Here is a 15169-nt window from a genome sequence, read left to right on the forward strand (position 1 = left end):
GCGCGACGCGTTCGGGCCGAGCCTCGTCCGGCCGGTCCCCGTCCTCCACCCTGTCCCTCGCCCGCACGGGAGAGGGGCCCCGCGCTCCGTTCCGCGCCGACTCGGCCGGAGCCGCGCGATGAACGCCCTCGCGCTCGGGGCGCGCGCAGCGGCGCCGTCACGCGAAGACCTCCGCCAGCGCCCGCTCCACCCGGGCGGTGGATCCGGATTCGTCGAGCGGGTTGCGCCGCAGCCGGTGGCGCAGGGCGGCCGGGGCGATGCGCCGGAGGTGATCGTCGGTGACCATCGCGGCGCCGTCGAGCGCCGCGAGCGCCCGGGCCGTGCGCATCAGGGTCAGTTCCCCGCGCAAGCCATCCGTCCCGAGGGCGAGGCAGAGCCGCGCGGCGCGCTCCAGGGCGGCATCCGGCACGGTGACCGATGGCAGGCGCTCCCGTGCCAGCAGGATTCTTTTTTGAATCTTTCGCTCTTCGCCTTCACGGGCAGCACAGAACCCCTCCGGGTCGCGCTCGTAGGCGTCGCGGGCGCGCACCACCGCGATGCGGGTGGGGATGTCCCTCGGCGTCGCGACCTCGCAGGCCAGCCCGAACCGGTCGAGGAGCTGCGGCCGCAGCTCCCCCTCCTCCGGGTTGCCGGAGCCGACGAGGACGAACCGCGCCGGGTGGCGGAGCGACAGGCCCTCGCGCTCGACCGTGTTGACGCCGGAGGCCGCCACGTCGAGCAGGAGGTCCACGAGGTGGTCCTCGAGGAGGTTGACCTCGTCGATGTAGAGGAAGCCGCGGTTGGCGCGGGCCAGCAGCCCCGGCTCGAAGGCCTTCACGCCGGCGCCGAGCGCCCGCTCCAGGTCGAGGGTGCCGACCACCCGGTCCTCGGTGGCGCCCAGCGGCAGGTCCACCACCGGCACCGGTTTTTTCTCGGACTTTCTCCGCGCGCCCGGCAGGCTCGCGCAGTGCGGACAGGATTCTGCGGGACTTTCGGGATCGCAATTGTACGGGCAGCCGACCACCGCCCGCATCGGCGGCAGCAGGGCGGCCAGCGCCCGGATCGCCGTGGACTTGCCGGTGCCGCGGTCGCCGAAGACCAGCACGCCGCCGACCGCCGGGTCCACCGCCGCGATCAGCAGCGCCTGGCGCATCTCGTCCTGGCCGACGATGGCCGAGAAGGGGAAGGTGGGCACGCGATGACTCGATGCTGCGGGGGCATCCAACCCACCCCCTCATCCTGAGGTGCCGCAGCGTAGCGGAGGCCTCGAAGGAGGTCTCCAGAAGACGTGCGATGGCTGGAGCCCTCCTTCGAGGCCCGCTGACGCGGGCACCTCAGGATGAGGGCGAAGGTGGGAGAAGGGAACCCCCGCCCGCGCTTACTCCGCCGCCTTCTGCCGGAGCCCGATCCGGCCCCAGATCGTGGTGAGCGCCTCGACCAGATGGGCGATGTCGGCGTCGGTGTGCAGCGGCGACGGGGTGATCCGCAGGCGCTCGGTGCCGCGGGCGACCGTCGGGTAGTTGATCGGCTGCACGTAGATGCCGAACTCGTCGAGCAGGGTGTCGGAGATCCCCTTGCAGAGCACCGGATCGCAGACCATCACCGGCACGATGTGGCTGTCGTTCGGCATGGTCGGGATGTCGGCGGCCTCCAGCGCCTGCCGGACCTTCGCCACCCGCTCCTGATGCCGGGCCCGCTCGACGCCGCTCTCCTTGAGGTGGCGGATCGACGCCGCCGCGCCCGCCGCGACGGCCGGCGGCAGCGAGGTGGTGAAGATGAAGCCCGACGCGAAGCTGCGCACGAAGTCGCAGAGTTTTTCCGACGCCGTGATGTAGCCGCCGTGCACCGCGAAGGCCTTGCCGAGCGTGCCCTCGATCACGTCCAGCCGGTGGGCGACGCCGTCCCGCTCCGAGATGCCGCCGCCGCGTGCGCCGTAGAGGCCGACCGCGTGGACCTCGTCCAGGTAGGTCAGCGCCCCGTGGGCCTCGGCCACGTCGCAGATCTCGGCGATCGGCGCGATGTCGCCGTCCATCGAGTAGACCGACTCGAAGGCCACCAGCTTCGGCCGGGCGGGATCGACCAGCGCGAGCTTGCGGTTCAGGTCCTCCGGGTCGTTGTGGCGGAAGATGTGGCGCTCGGCCCGCGAGAACCGGATCCCCTCGATCATCGAGGCGTGGTTCTCGGAATCGGAGAAGACCGCGCAGTTCGGCAGGCGCGACGCGAGGGTCCCCAGCGCCGCCCAGTTCGACACGTAGCCGGAGGTGAACAGCAGGGCCGCCTCCTTGCCGTGGAGGTCGGCGAGCTCGCGCTCCAGCAGCACGTGGTAGTGGTTGGTGCCCGAGATGTTCCGGGTGCCGCCGGCGCCCGCGCCGCAGCGGTCGATCGCCTCGTGCATCGCCCCGGTGACGGTCGGGTGCTGGCCCATGCCGAGATAGTCGTTGGAGCACCAGACCGTCACGGGCCGGGTGCCGGCCGCGTGGTGGTGGGTGGCGTGCGGGAAGTTGCCCGCGTGGCGCTCGAGGTCGGTGAAGACCCGGTAGCGGCCCTCGCGGTGGAGCCCGGCGATCTCAGCCCCGAAGAAGGTCTCGTAATCCATGTCGCCTCTCCCCGAACAAATCCTGCGGGTTGATCCCGCCTGTGACACCGGACTTCGCACAAGACCAGTTCCAGATTGGTGGACGTGCGTCGCCCGCTCGTGATCCCTCGGCCTACATGTGGTCCGGCGGCCCGGCCGCTTCCCCGGGCGCCCGGGCCGGCAGGCTCCAGCGCCACAGCTCCGCTGAGGGCAGCGGCAGCATCAGGAACCAGTGCTCCAGGGTGGCGAGCGCGGTCAGCGTCGCCAGGACCGTGAAGCCGATCAGCTCGTGCTCCAGCAGGTCGGCACCCAGCGCCGCGCGCCCGAGCAGGGCCGCCGCGATGGTCCCGAGGCTCACCGAGACCGGGAACAGCAGGTTCATCGGCTTCCGGGACAGGTAGCAGGCGAGGTAGCCGAGATGGTCCGGCAGGAACTCGGCGTGGAGGTTGCGCACCCCCAGGAACAGGTTGAGCCGCGCCGACAGGTTCATCACCACCAGCGTGCCGTAGGTCCACAGGGCGAAGCGGTTGGGGCTGCCCCAGACCAGCGCCAGGATCGCGAGGCCGCCGACCACGATGGCGAATTCGTGCCACAGGCTGGTGGCGAGCGCGGCGAAGAACCGGTCGAGCCCGCGCACGCTCGGCGCGCAGGCGACGGGCCGCGGGCCCGACAGGAAGCCCATGTAGTAGCTCATCTCCTGCCAGCCCCAGACGACGAGCGCCGCCGTGAAGGCCGTGTAGGCCCCCGTGGCGCTCGTGTCGGCGGCGCTGGACCGGATCGCCACCAGGGCGCCGGCGAGCAGGAGGGTCGCCCCGGCCATGCTCCACGGATGCGTCCGCCGCGGGGCGTGATCGAGCAGCAGGATCAGCCCGGTGGAGAACCACCAGAGCAGGACCGCATACAGGACCGGGGCGGCGTAGGTCCCCATGCTACCAGACCGGCTGGAGGCGGATGTCGGCCGGCAGGGCGTTGGCCTTGACGGGCAGGAGATAGAGCCGCGCGAAGGTCACGGCCGCCCGGGCGGCGTGGAGGCCCTGCAGGGCCTTGCCGACGAGGCCGCCCCGCGCCTTGGCGTCGGCGATCGCCCGGGAGCAGGCGAGCAGCCGGTCGAGGCCCGCCTTGAACTTCGGGTTGTCGATATCGAGTTCCAGCGGGAAGGTCTGGCGGGAAATCTCCGAGGTGATCCGGAAGACCTTGAAGTCGTAATCGCTGGGATCGACGCCGAGCGCGGCGTGGAAGGCCGGGCGGTGATGGTCGCGCACGTACATCGTGGCGAAGACGGCGAGCAGGAAGAACCGGATCCAGTAGCGGTTCACGCCGCTCGTCAGCTTCGGGTTGGCGCGCATCAGCAGCGCGAAGGCCTCGCCGTGGCGGAACTCGTCGTTGCACCACAGCTCGAACCACTTGAAGATCGGGTGGATGCGCCGCTCCGGGTGCCGCTCCAGCTCGCGGAAGATCGTGATGTAGCGGGCGTAGCCGATCTTCTCGGACAGATAGGTGGCGTAGAAGATGAACTTCGGCCGGAAGAACGTGTACTTCTTGGACTTGGTGAGGAAGCCCAGGTCCACGCCGATGCCGAAATCCTTGAGCGTGTCGTTGATGAAGCCGGCGTGGCGGGCTTCATCCCGGCTCATGAAGCCGAACAGCTCCTTGATGTCCTTGTTCTTCGCCCGCTTGCGCATCTCGGCGTAGAGGACGCAGCCGGAGAACTCGGCGGTGATGGACGACACGAGGAAGTCCAAAAACTCCTTCCGCAGCTCCGGCTCCATCTTCGACAGGTCGCAGTCGAACTCCTCGTTGCGGGTGAAGTGGCGCTTGTTCGGGTCGGAGCGCAGCTCGGCGATCAGGATGTCCCAGTCGCGCCGCACCGGCTCGACGTTCGTGCGGTCGAGCTCGTCGAAATCGGTCGTGTAGAAGCGCGGGCTGAGGAAGGTCGTCTCCTGCGCCGAGCGGGTCGATTCATTGATCGGCGTCTTCGGGACGGGCTGGCCGGAGGGTGGCGGGACGGGTGCGTTCACAGCTTCCTCCTCTCGGAAAAGCTGACCTCGTAGAGTTCGGTCAGCTCGAGATGCGCGATGAGCTTGGTCCAGGCCCGCTCCAGCGCGCCGGCCCGCGTCACGGTGGCGGTGCGCCGCACGGTGAGGCGCTCGCCGTAGGGCACCGAGGTCGGCGCGTCGTGGACCTGGACCTCGTCGCCGGGCTCGATCTCGAAGCCGGCATCGAGGGTCACGTGCGCGTGCAGGCTCTCGGGCGTCTGCTCGATCTCCACCGTGCAGGGCACGGTGACGGTGCGGCTGCCGAACAGGCCCATCACCGCGTCTCCGCGGCGGGGGCGCCCGGCACGGGCATCAGCCGCGCGAAGGCCCCGGCATTGGTCGGCCCGAAGGCCTCCAGGGGCACCCGGCGGCCGGTGGCCTCGTCGGCCAGCGCGAGGCGGCCGTCGTCGTAGCGGGTCAGGCTGAAGGGCTTCTCGGGGCCGAGGCCCTCCCGCTGGCGGGCCTGGGCGAGGCCCCGCAGGGTCCCGCGCAGGAACCCGTCCTCGCCGGGACGGATCCAGGCGACGATGTGCCGGTCGGCGACGTCCCGCAGGGCGATCGAGCCGTCGACCTGATCCTCGGCGCGGAACTCGAGGCGCTCCACCACCTTGGCGGGCGGCAGGGCGACGAGGCCGACCTTCTCGCTCCGGCCGATCAGGACCGCCAGCATGGTGAAGCCCATCAGCGCGCCGGCGCCGATCATCAGCAGCGCCGGTGCCGGTCCCGCGACCGCCATGGCCCGGCTGGCGCCCTCCGCCCGCTCGCCCATCGTGCCCCTCCCTATTCGGCCGCGACGAGGCGGCCGGGATTCTCGTCCGCTCGGCCGAGACGCGCCACCCGAACCGGCGGCGCGGTGCCGTCGGCATGGGCCTCGAGGGCGCGTGCCAGCAGCGCCGCCGCGGCGTCCGCGTCCGGCACCGAGCGCAGCATGGGCTCGGTCCGGGCGAGATGCCAGGGCCGGACATGCGGCCAGATGTGAAGGTAGGCGATCCGGAGGCCCGGCCGCAACCGCAGCGGCAGGTCGCCGCTGCCATCCGTGAAGGCCCGCAGGGCCGCCGTCTCGATCTGCGCGAAGGGCAGGTTGTGGGTCACCGGCAGGGCGATGCCGGCCTGCAGCACGACGCGGCGGTTGGTCACCGTGTAGAGCGTCGTCCGGTGAGTGAGCCAGGCGAGCAGCCAGAGCAGCGCGACGGCGCCGGCGCCGATCACCAGGGTCGGCGCCACCACCTTGATCGCCGCCGCGGGCGAGCCCGCCGCGAGGCCGAAGGCCACGGCGCAGACCGAGAACCACGCGATCACCAAGCGGGCGTGGAACACCCGGACCAGCAGGCCCGCGGTCGTCGGCGCACCCTGCCAGAGGATGCGCTCGCCCGCCGGCAGCGGGCCGGGCAGACCCCGCAGGGTGCCCTCGGGGAGGAAGTCGCCGCTCATATCAGGGGCTCCGCCCGGGCCGGCGTCGCGTAGAGCGTGCCGGCGCCGAAATACGAGATGATCCGCTCCTCCTCGAGGAAGGTCACGCTGTCGGGGTCGCGGGTGCTGGGGATGTCGGCGAACTGGCTCGCGAGCAGAGCCTCGGTCGTCACCGTCTTGGTGAAGCCGCCGGCCCGGCAGAACGTTGTCGGCATCAGCCGGCGCCCGCCCGTCGGGAGCTCGACTTCGTAGTAGCGGATCAGCGACTCGCCGCGGTCGACCCAGACGTCGCTGATCACGCCCGCGACCGCGTTGTCGGTGCCGAACACCGTCATGCCGATCGGGTTCGGGCCGTCCTCGTGGATGACGAAGTTCTTCGCCACCCGCAGGGGCACGATGCGGATCTCGTCGTCCCAGGTCCGGTCGTGCACGTCGTGCCGCAGCACCCAGGAGCCCGGGCCGACGCCGGCCTGGAGCGACGTCTCCGTGCGCTCGTAGGGGGCGCCCGGCCAGGGTTCGACCTTGCGGGCCGGGATCCCGGTCTCGATGTCGTCCCGGCCATGAACCGCCTGCGGCGCGTAGGTCGTCTCGCCGCCCGGCAGATGGAACGCCTTGGACCGGGGGATCAGGATCGGGTCGTCCGCCTTGCGGCGGCCGACCGTCTCGTTCTCCAGCGGGTAGCCCTCGCGCCGGTCCTCCCGGCGCAGCCAGAAGACCAGCCCCGCGAAGAAGAGGAAGAACGCGTAGAGTACGACCTGGGCGACGTCGACGTAACCCGTAAGTGCGCCGGTTGGCATGGCTGTCCTCCCCAAGTCTCAGGCTGTGCGGCCGGCGAGGCCGTCGGTGATGCTGTCTCGAACTCGTATCCGGGCGTCCTCACGCACCAGCGGTCCGAGCGCGAGCAGCGCCGCGAACAGCAGGGCGATCTCGATGTGGTAGACGATGAGGTAGCCGATGGCGGGCTCGTTCATGCCCTCGCCGAGCACCCCCGACTGGGCGATGGCGCCGCCGACGTCGCGCACGAGGCCGCTCGCCGCGATCGACAGCCCGGCCGCGGTCGCCTGCACGGCGCCCCAGGCACCGAGGGCGAGCCCGGTATCCTCGGGGCCGGCGCGGTTCATCGAGGCGGTGAGCGTGCCGTGGGCGAACAGGCCGCCGCCGAGGCCGATCAGGCTCACGCCCGCGGCGAACAGGTCGGCCGAGGCGAGCGGGGCGGCGAAGACCACTGCCGAGAAGGCCAGGATCCCGATCCCGACGCCCACCGCGGAGACGCGGAACGGGTCGCCCCCGCGCCCGAGCCAGCGCGCCGCGACCAGCAGGCCGAGCCCGCCTCCAGCGGCCAGCAGCGCGGTCAGCGCCGTGGTGGCCGCCACCGAGAGGTGCAGGATCTGACCGCCGTAGGGTTCGAGCAGGATGTCCTGCATCGAGAAGCCCGCCGTGCCGAGGCCGATCGCCACGAGGCGTCGCCGGGCGGTGCCCTGCCCCGCATAGGCCTGCCAGGAGGACCGGAAGTCGCGCTGCGGTGCCGTCCGCGTCCGGTTCGGATCGCGGGGCTCCTGCTTCCAGAGGGCGAACCCGTTGAGGATGATCGTGACCAGCGCCGCGCCCTGGATCACCTGGATCAGCCGGACGGGTGAGAAATGGGCGAGGAACAGGCCGAACAGCACCGCGCTCGCCATCATGCCGAACAGGAGCGCCGCGCAGAGCAGCGCCACCACCTTCGGGCGCGCGTGCGCCGGGGCGAGGTCGGTGGCGAGCGCCAGCCCGACGGTCTGGGTCGTGTGCAGGCCCGCGCCGACCAGGAGGAAGGCGAGCGCCGCCGCGAGGTTGCCGACCCAGAGCGGCCCGGTCGTGTCGCCCGACAGGATCAGCAGGGCGAACGGCATGATCGCGAGGCCGCCGAACTGGAGCAGCGTGCCGAACCAGATGTAGGGGACGCGCCGCCAGCCCAGCACCGAGCGGTGGGTGTCCGAGCGGAAGCCGACCAGCGCCCGCAGGGGCGCGAAGACCAGCGGCAGCGCCAGCATCATCGCGACGATCCAGGCCGGAACGCCGAGCTCGACGATCATCACCCGGTTGAGGGTGCCGATCAGCAGCACCGCGGCCATGCCGACGGTGACCTGGAACAGGGCGAGGCGGAGCAGCCGTCCCAGCGGCAGCTCGGCGGTGGCGGCGTCCGCGAAGGGAAGCAGCGCCGGGCCGAGGCGCATCAGGGCCTCGGTGAGCTTGCGGGCGGGGGTCATGGTCGCGCCCCGGGTGTCATTGGCCGACCATCCGCGCGGTGAGGCAGGGCGCGCGTCAGCGCCACCGCGTTCGACAGGTAGAATCCGCTGTTGATCCGGTGCGACCGCGCCCAGGCGAAGCCGTCGAGGGCCCTCTCCGAGGCGATCCGCCGCCGCAGCCCGCCCTCGGTCACCGGCACGATGGCGGGCGAGCGATCGCCGCGCGGGAAGAACTTCCCGGCCGCGTGCATCACCGTCAGGAGCGCCGTGCGCGGCGCTACGGTGAACAGCACCGAGCCGTCCGTGCGCGCGCCTAGCACCGCCAGCGCCCGGGCGATGTCGGCGGCGCGGTAGTGGATCAGCGAATCCATCGCCACGACGTGGTCGAACCGGCCGAGCGCCGGATCGAGCATGTCGCCCACCCGGAAGTCGATGCGCCCCGCGCCCGCGATCGCCGGCAGCCGCTCCTGCGCCAGCCCGATCAGCGTCGGCGAGACGTCGATCGCCACCACCTCGGCGCCCCGCCGCGCCGCCTCGACGCTGAGCGCCCCGGTGCCGCAGCCGGCATCGAGCAGGCGTGAGCCCGTCATGTCGGCCGGGAGCCAGGACAGCAGCGTCGCCCGCATGGCGTCGCGCCCGGCCCGCACGGTGGCGCGGATCCGGCTCACCGGGGCGTCCGAGGTCAGGCGCGACCACGCCTCGACCGCGGTGCGGTCGAAGTAGGTGGTCAGCTCGCCCCGGCGGGCGTCGTAGCTGGCGCTGGCCATCGGTCGAACTCCAGACTCAATCGAAACCGAGGAACTCGAACAGGTCGCGGTCCTTCATGGGGATTGCCTCGCAGGGCTCGCCCCCGGCCCAGAGCGTCTCGGCGAGCCGCATGTACTCGGCGGTCACGGCGTCGAGCTCGGGCGACGAATCCATCTCGAACAGGGTCGACTTCTTGAGCCGCGAGCGCCGGACCACGTCGAGGTCGGGGAAGTGGGCGAGGCGCTTCAGGCCGACCGCGTCGTTGAACCGGTCGATCTCGTCGGTCTTGGCCGAGCGGTTGGCGATGACGCCGCCGAGCCGCACGCCGTAGTTCTTGGACTTGGCGTGGATCGCCGCGACGATCCGGTTCATCGCGAAGATCGAGTCGAAGTCGTTGGCGGTGACGATCAGCGCCCGGTCGGCGTGCTGGAGCGGCGAGGCGAAGCCGCCGCAGACCACGTCGCCGAGCACGTCGAAGACGACGACGTCGGTGTCCTCCAGGAGGTGGTGCTCCTTGAGGAGCTTCACGGTCTGGCCGACCACGTAGCCGCCGCAGCCGGTGCCGGCGGGCGGGCCGCCGGCCTCGACGCACATCACGCCGTTGTAGCCCTCGACCACGAAATCCTCGACCCGCAGCTCCTCCGAGTGGAAGTTCACGGCCTCCAGGGCGTCGATCACCGTGGGGGCGAGGCGCTTGGTCAGCGTGAAGGTCGAGTCGTGCTTCGGGTCGCAGCCGATCTGCAGCACCCGCTTGCCGAGCTTCGAGAAGGCCACCGACAGGTTCGACGAGGTGGTCGACTTGCCGATCCCGCCCTTGCCGTAGACCGCGAAGACCTTGGCGGTCTCGATCTTCAGGTCGGGGTCGAGGGCGACCTGAAGGCTCCCCTCCTCCTTCCGGGCGACGACGGGATTGCGGATCGCGATGTTCATGCGGCCACTCCTGCGGTGACGCCTTCCAGGCGGTCCTCCAGCTCCTCCTCGGCCCGGTCGAGGGCGTCGCGCATCTCTGCGTCGGGGGTCCAGAAGCCGCGGCGGTGCGCCTCGATCAGCCTTTGGGCGACCTTGGCGGAGGCGGTGGGGTTCAAGGCGGCCATGCGCTCGCGCATGTCCTTGTCGAGGACGTAGGTCTCGGTGATCCGCTCGTAGATCCAGGGCTGGACCGCGTTGGCGGTGGCCGACCAGCCGACCGTGTTGGTGAGATGCGTCTCGATCTGGCGGACGCCCTCGTAGCCGTGGCCGAGCAGGCCCTCGTACCATTTCGGGTTGAGCATCCGGGTGCGCGTCTCCAGCGCCACCTGCTCCTCCAGGGAGCGGACGCGCCCCTCCCCGCGGGTCTGGTCGCTGATGTAGATCGGCACCGACTCGCCCTTGGCCCGGGCCACCGCCCGGCCCATGCCGCCGAGCCCGTCGAAGTAGTGATCGACGGAGGTGACGCCGACCTCGACCGAGTCGAGGTTCTGGTAGGCCATGTCGACGGAGGCCAGCACCGCCTGCATCAGGGCGCGCTGCGGCGCCGGGCGGCCGGTGCGGCCATACGCAAAACTCTTGCGGCGCGAGAAGGTCTCGCAGAGTTCCGCGTCGTCGTCCCAGTTCCCCGAATCGACGAGGTGGTTGACGTTGGCCCCGTAGGCGCCCTCGGCGTTGGAGAAGACCCGGAGCGCCGCCGTCTCCAGGTCGCAGCCCTGCTCGGCCTGGATGGCGAGGGCGTGCTTGCGGACGTAGTTCTGCTCGAGCGGCTCGTCGGCGATCGCCGCGAGGTACGAGGCCTCGGCCAGGAGCTTCGTCTGCAGCGGCAGCAGATCCCGGAAGATGCCGGACAGGGTGACCACCGCGTCGATGCGCGGGCGGCCGAGGGTCTCCAGCGGGATCAACTCGGCGCCGCTCAGGCGGCCGTAGCCGTCGAAGCGGGGCGCGGCGCCGATCAGCGCGAGCGCCTGGGCGATCGGGCCGCCCTCGCTCTTGAGGTTGTCGGTGCCCCACAGGACCAGCGCGACGCTCTCCGGGCAGGGCTTTCCGTCGGCGGCGAAGCGCTCGAGGATCCGGGCGACCTGCCGGGCGCCGTCCGCCACCGCGAAGGCCGAGGGCAGGCGGTAGGGGTCGAAGCCGTGGAGGTTGCGGCCGGTCGGCAGCACGGCCGGGTTGCGCAGGATGTCGCCGCCCGCCACCGGCGGCACGAAGCGGCCGTCGAGCGCCCGCAGCAGCGCCGGAACTTCATGGTCGCGGGACAGCAGCCGGTCGGTCTCGGCGAGGTTCTTGAGTGTCTCGCGGTTGGTCTCGTCGGCGGAGAGGCCGGAGGCCTTGAGCGCCGCCTCGATCCCCCGCCCGGCCACCAGGGCCTCGATCCCGGCCCGCTCCGGCTTCACGCCGTGCGCCGACTCGGCGAGCGCCAGGAGCAGATCGACCCGCTCCTCTTCCGGCGTCCCCTGCCCGACCACGTGCAGCCCGTGCGGGATCAGGGTCTGCTCCAGCTCCTGCAGCGCGGTCCAGAGGCCTGAGACCCGCGCCTCCAGATCGCCGCTCCAGCCCGGATCGGCCGCCACGAGGTCGACCGCCGCGCCCTGATCCTGGATCAGGCGGGCCAGGGTCTCGCGCTCGCCCGCCGCCTCGGGGCCGAGGCCGCGCCAGCGCTCGATCGAGCTCTTCAGGTCGATCAGCCCACGGTAGAGCCCGGCAGCCGCGAGGCTCGGGGTGAGGTAGCTCACCAGCGTCGCGGCCGAGCGGCGCTTGGCGAGCGTCCCCTCCGAGGGGTTGTTGGCCGCGTAGAGGTAGACGTTCGGCAGCGCCCCGATCAGACGCTCCGGCCAGCAGGCCTCGGACAGGCCGGTCTGCTTGCCGGGCATGAATTCGAGGGCGCCGTGGGTGCCGAAATGCAGCACGGCGTCGGCAGAAAAATCCTCGCGCAGGTAGCGGTAGAAGGCCGAGAACGCGTGGGTCGGCGCGAAGCCGCGCTCGAACAGCAGCCGCATCGGATCGCCCTCGTAGCCGAAGGCCGGCTGGACCCCGACGAAGACGTTGCCGAACTGCGCGCCGAGGACAAAGATCTCGGCGCCGTTGGTCTGGTGGCGGCCGGGCGCCGGGCCCCACTGGGCCTCGATCTCGGCGAGGTAGGGCTCGCGGCGCAGGTGATCCTCGGCCGGGATGCGGGCGTGGACGTTGGCCTGGGTGCCGTAGCGTTTGGTATTGCCCTCCAAGATCGCCGCGCGCAGGGCATCGACGTCTTCCGGGATCTCGACCGTGTAGCCGTCCGCCGCCAAGCCCTTCAGGGTGTTGAGCAGCGAGGCGTAGACCGACAGGAACGCGGCCGTGCCGGTGGCGCCGGCATTGGGCGGGAAGTTGAACAGCACCACGGCGAGCTTCCGCTCGGCCCTCGCGGTCCGGCGGAGGGAGACCAGACGTGCGACCCGCTCGGCGAGGCGGGCCGCCCGCTCGGGATGGACCCGCATGTCCCGGGCGTTGTCGCTGCCGGAAGCGGAGGACCGTCCGCCGAACACCATCGGGGCGGTGGCGCCGTCGAGTTCGGGGATAGCGACCATCATGGTCGCCTCGACCGGCGACAGGCCGCGGTCGCCTGCCTCCCACTGCTCCAGGGTCTGGAATTCCAGTGCCTGGGCGGCGAGGTAGGGCACGTCGAGGCGGGCCAGCATCGACTCGGCCGCGGCGGCGTCGTTGTAGGCGGGGCCGCCGACCAGCGAGAAGCCGGTGAGCGAGACCAGCGCGTCGATGCAGGCGCGACCGTCCTTCATGAAGAAGGAATCCACCGCCGGGCGGTTGTCGAGGCCGCTGGCGAAGGCCGGCACGACGTCGAGGCCCTGCGCCTCCAGGGCGGCGATCACCCCGTCGTAATGGGCGGTGTTGCCGGCGAGCACGTAGCTGCGCATCACCAAGAGGCCGACGCGGCCCTTCGCGCCCGCGAGGCGGGGCAGCCGTGACGGGTCGGCGCCGATCCGGCCGGGCAGGCGCGGGTGGTAGAGGCCGGTCTCGGGGTAGTCGAGGGGTGCGGGCGCCGCCGGGCCGTCACGCCAGGCGGCCCGCTCGCCGGCCGCGTAGCGGTGCACGAGGAAGCGCACCAGCGCGGCGACGTTCTCGTCCGAGCCCGCGAGCCAGTATTGCAGGGTGAGGAAATAGGCGCGCACGTCCTGGGCCGAGCCCGGGATGAAGCGCAGGATCTTCGGCAGCTTGCGCACCAGGGCCATCTGCCGTCCGGCATTGCCCTGCTGGCCCGGCTTGCCGCGCAGCTTCTTGAGGAAGTCGAGGGCGCTGCGCTTGGTGCCGCTCATGTCGAAGCGGCCGAGCTTCGTGGTCTTCACCACCTCGCCGGCCGAGAGGCAGCCGACCATCGCGTCGCAGGCGTCGCGCCGCGCCGCCAGCGCCGGCAGGATCGCCCGCACGTGCTCGTCCATGAACAGCATGGCCGAGAGCACGATGTCGGCCTGCGCGATGTCGGCCCGGCAGGCCTCCAGGGTCGCGGGGTCGTTGTCCCATTCGGCCGCCGCGTGGAAGCCCAGAACCAGCCCGGGCATCTCGGTCCGGAGGCGCAGGCGCGCCCGTTCCACCGCGCTCGCCAAGTGATTGTCGAGCGTGACGATGACGATGCGGATCGGCGGCCTATCGGCCGAAATGCGCTTTGGCATCGTAGAGGGTCTCGACGGTGATGAGCGGCAGATGCCGCTCCCGGGCGAAGGTCTCGGTGTTGGTGCGCGCCTTGCCCCGCACGAAGAACGGGATCTTCTTGAGTTCCTTCTCGGCCTCGGGCGACCACGCTGCGGCCCGGTCCAGAAGAATCGGAACGGGCGCCGGCGTCGGAGGGGTGTCGGCCGGCGCCCGTTCCGCGGCCTCGAACGCCCCGTCCGCCGGAGTCCCGTAGGACTTGCCGCCGAGATGCGAGGGGCCGACGCCGTCGTGGAATTCGGGATCCTCCCGGAACATGCCGAGGAGGTGCTCTTCGAGGCCCATCATCAGCGGATGGACCAGGGTGTCGAACAGGACGTTGGCGCCCTCGAACCCCATCTGCGGGGCGTAGCGGGCCGGGAAGTCCTGGACGTGCACCGGCGCGGAGATCACCGCGCAGGGGATGCCGAGCCGCTTCGCGACGTGGCGCTCCATCTGGGTGCCGAGCACCAGTTCCGGCGCGGCCGCGCGGATCGCCGCCTCGACGTCGAGGTAATCGTCGGTGATCAGCGCCTCGATGCCGTGCTCGGCCGCCTCGGCGCGAACCTCGCGGGCGAATTCGCGGCCGTAGGTGCCCAGTCCCACGACGGTGAAGCCGAGTTCCTTGGCGGCGACCCGGGCGATACCGATGGCGTGGGTCGCGTCGCCGAAGACGAAGACGCGCTTGGCCGTGAGATACGTCGAATCGACCGAGCGGGAGTACCAGGGCAGCCGCGAGCCGGGGCCGTCGAGCACCGGTGCCGGGTCGATCCCGGCGAGGCTCGCAACCTCCTCGACGAACCGGCGGGTGCCGCCGACGCCGATCGGGACGGTCTGCGTGAACGGCTGCCCGAAACTCTTCTTCAGGTAGTCCGCGGCCGACCGGGCGGTCTCGGGGTAGAGCACGACGTTGAAATCGGCCTCGCGCAGCCGGCCCAGATCGGCGGGCGAGGCGCCTAGCGGTGCCACGACGTTGACCGCGATGCCGAGGGTGTCGAGCAGCCGGCGGATCTCGATCAGGTCGTCCCGGTGGCGGAAGCCCAGCGCCGTCGGTCCCAGGATGTTGCAGAGCGGGCGCTGCCTGGGTTCCCGCGCCGGATGCGGGGCGGGCGGACCGGCGAGCGCCCGGACGAGGCGGTAGAAGGTCTCCGACGCGCCCCAGTTCTCCTTCTTCTGGTAGGCGGGCAATTCCAGCGGAATCACCGGGATCGGCAGGTCGAGCGCCTTGGCGAGGCCGCCCGGATCGTCCTGAATCAGCTCGGCGGTGCAGGAGGCGCCGACGATCATCGCCTGGGGCTGAAACCGCGCGTGGGCGGCCGAGACCGCCTGCTTGAACAGCTCGGCGGTGTCGCGGCCGAGATCCTGGGCGCGGAAGGTCGTGTAGGTGACGGGCGGGCGGGCGTCCCGCCGCTCGATCATCGTGAACAGCAGGTCGGCGTAGGTGTCGCCCTGCGGCGCGTGCAGCACGTAGTGCAGCCCGGACATCGCCGTGGCGACGCGCATCGCGCCGATGTGAGGAGGTCCCTCGTAGGTCCAGAGCGTGAGCTGCATGG

The 15169-nt window shown here is 71.4% G+C and carries 13 protein-coding genes; all 13 read right to left on the reverse strand.

The features are described from left to right. Nucleotides 1-157: 157 nt before the first annotated feature. Entirely contained in the window at nucleotides 158-1174 is a 1017-nt protein-coding gene (gene bchI, locus C4T42_RS21990) for a magnesium chelatase ATPase subunit I (protein ID WP_042673186.1), read from the reverse strand. A 183-nt stretch (nucleotides 1175-1357) separates the two neighbouring features. After that, nucleotides 1358-2575, reverse strand: coding sequence for a 5-aminolevulinate synthase (hemA, locus tag C4T42_RS21995; RefSeq protein WP_020095261.1), 1218 nt, complete (start codon nucleotides 2573-2575; stop codon nucleotides 1358-1360). Between the two features lie 112 nt (nucleotides 2576-2687). Next, a complete protein-coding gene (gene puhE, locus C4T42_RS22000) occupies nucleotides 2688-3482 on the reverse strand; it encodes a putative photosynthetic complex assembly protein PuhE (protein ID WP_020095260.1) in 795 nt (264 codons plus the stop codon). Nucleotide 3483: 1 nt separating this feature from the next. After that, nucleotides 3484-4572, reverse strand: a complete 1089-nt coding sequence (acsF, locus tag C4T42_RS22005; RefSeq protein ID WP_020095259.1) for a magnesium-protoporphyrin IX monomethyl ester (oxidative) cyclase — start codon at nucleotides 4570-4572, stop codon at nucleotides 3484-3486. Continuing rightward, nucleotides 4569-4865, reverse strand: a complete 297-nt coding sequence (locus C4T42_RS22010; RefSeq protein ID WP_020095258.1) for a hypothetical protein — start codon at nucleotides 4863-4865, stop codon at nucleotides 4569-4571. Before C4T42_RS22010 ends, acsF begins: the two co-directional genes overlap by 4 nt. Further along, nucleotides 4865-5359, reverse strand: coding sequence for a photosynthetic complex assembly protein PuhC (puhC, locus tag C4T42_RS22015; protein WP_085986787.1), 495 nt, complete (start codon nucleotides 5357-5359; stop codon nucleotides 4865-4867). The genes C4T42_RS22010 and puhC overlap by 1 nt, the downstream gene beginning before the upstream one ends. 11 nt (nucleotides 5360-5370) lie before the next feature. After that, nucleotides 5371-6021 carry a photosynthetic complex putative assembly protein PuhB gene (gene puhB / locus C4T42_RS22020; RefSeq protein WP_020095256.1) on the reverse strand — a complete coding sequence of 217 codons (651 nt, stop codon included), beginning with the start codon at nucleotides 6019-6021 and terminating at the stop codon, nucleotides 5371-5373. Next, nucleotides 6018-6797, reverse strand: coding sequence for a photosynthetic reaction center subunit H (gene puhA, locus C4T42_RS22025; protein ID WP_020095255.1), 780 nt, complete (start codon nucleotides 6795-6797; stop codon nucleotides 6018-6020). The genes puhB and puhA overlap by 4 nt, the downstream gene beginning before the upstream one ends. Nucleotides 6798-6815: 18 nt before the next feature. Continuing rightward, nucleotides 6816-8243 carry a BCD family MFS transporter gene (locus C4T42_RS22030; protein ID WP_020095254.1) on the reverse strand — a complete coding sequence of 476 codons (1428 nt, stop codon included), beginning with the start codon at nucleotides 8241-8243 and terminating at the stop codon, nucleotides 6816-6818. Further along, entirely contained in the window at nucleotides 8240-8989 is a 750-nt protein-coding gene (gene bchM / locus C4T42_RS22035; RefSeq protein WP_020095253.1) for a magnesium protoporphyrin IX methyltransferase, read from the reverse strand. The genes C4T42_RS22030 and bchM overlap by 4 nt, the downstream gene beginning before the upstream one ends. Nucleotides 8990-9005: 16 nt before the next feature. Further along, a complete protein-coding gene (bchL, locus tag C4T42_RS22040; protein ID WP_020095252.1) occupies nucleotides 9006-9899 on the reverse strand; it encodes a ferredoxin:protochlorophyllide reductase (ATP-dependent) iron-sulfur ATP-binding protein in 894 nt (297 codons plus the stop codon). After that, nucleotides 9896-13600: a magnesium chelatase subunit H gene (locus C4T42_RS22045; protein ID WP_020095251.1), complete on the reverse strand. Its 3705-nt coding sequence runs from the start codon at nucleotides 13598-13600 to the stop codon at nucleotides 9896-9898. Before C4T42_RS22045 ends, bchL begins: the two co-directional genes overlap by 4 nt. Continuing rightward, nucleotides 13575-15167: a ferredoxin:protochlorophyllide reductase (ATP-dependent) subunit B gene (bchB, locus tag C4T42_RS22050; RefSeq protein WP_020095250.1), complete on the reverse strand. Its 1593-nt coding sequence runs from the start codon at nucleotides 15165-15167 to the stop codon at nucleotides 13575-13577. Before bchB ends, C4T42_RS22045 begins: the two co-directional genes overlap by 26 nt. Nucleotides 15168-15169: the final 2 nt, after the last annotated feature.

This window comes from Methylobacterium sp. 190mf (assembly GCF_900107945.1).
GTDB lineage: Bacteria > Pseudomonadota > Alphaproteobacteria > Rhizobiales > Beijerinckiaceae > Methylobacterium.

Coding starts and splice junctions, on each gene's coding strand:
- hemA (WP_020095261.1), bottom strand. CDS start 2,575: ATGGATTACGAGACCTTCTTCGGGGCTGAGATCGCCGGGCTCCACCGC.
- puhE (WP_020095260.1), bottom strand. CDS start 3,482: ATGGGGACCTACGCCGCCCCGGTCCTGTATGCGGTCCTGCTCTGGTGG.
- C4T42_RS22010 (WP_020095258.1), bottom strand. CDS start 4,865: ATGGGCCTGTTCGGCAGCCGCACCGTCACCGTGCCCTGCACGGTGGAG.
- puhC (WP_085986787.1), bottom strand. CDS start 5,359: ATGGGCGAGCGGGCGGAGGGCGCCAGCCGGGCCATGGCGGTCGCGGGA.
- puhB (WP_020095256.1), bottom strand. CDS start 6,021: ATGAGCGGCGACTTCCTCCCCGAGGGCACCCTGCGGGGTCTGCCCGGC.
- puhA (WP_020095255.1), bottom strand. CDS start 6,797: ATGCCAACCGGCGCACTTACGGGTTACGTCGACGTCGCCCAGGTCGTA.
- C4T42_RS22030 (WP_020095254.1), bottom strand. CDS start 8,243: ATGACCCCCGCCCGCAAGCTCACCGAGGCCCTGATGCGCCTCGGCCCG.
- bchM (WP_020095253.1), bottom strand. CDS start 8,989: ATGGCCAGCGCCAGCTACGACGCCCGCCGGGGCGAGCTGACCACCTAC.
- bchL (WP_020095252.1), bottom strand. CDS start 9,899: ATGAACATCGCGATCCGCAATCCCGTCGTCGCCCGGAAGGAGGAGGGG.
- C4T42_RS22045 (WP_020095251.1), bottom strand. CDS start 13,600: ATGCCAAAGCGCATTTCGGCCGATAGGCCGCCGATCCGCATCGTCATC.
- bchB (WP_020095250.1), bottom strand. CDS start 15,167: ATGCAGCTCACGCTCTGGACCTACGAGGGACCTCCTCACATCGGCGCG.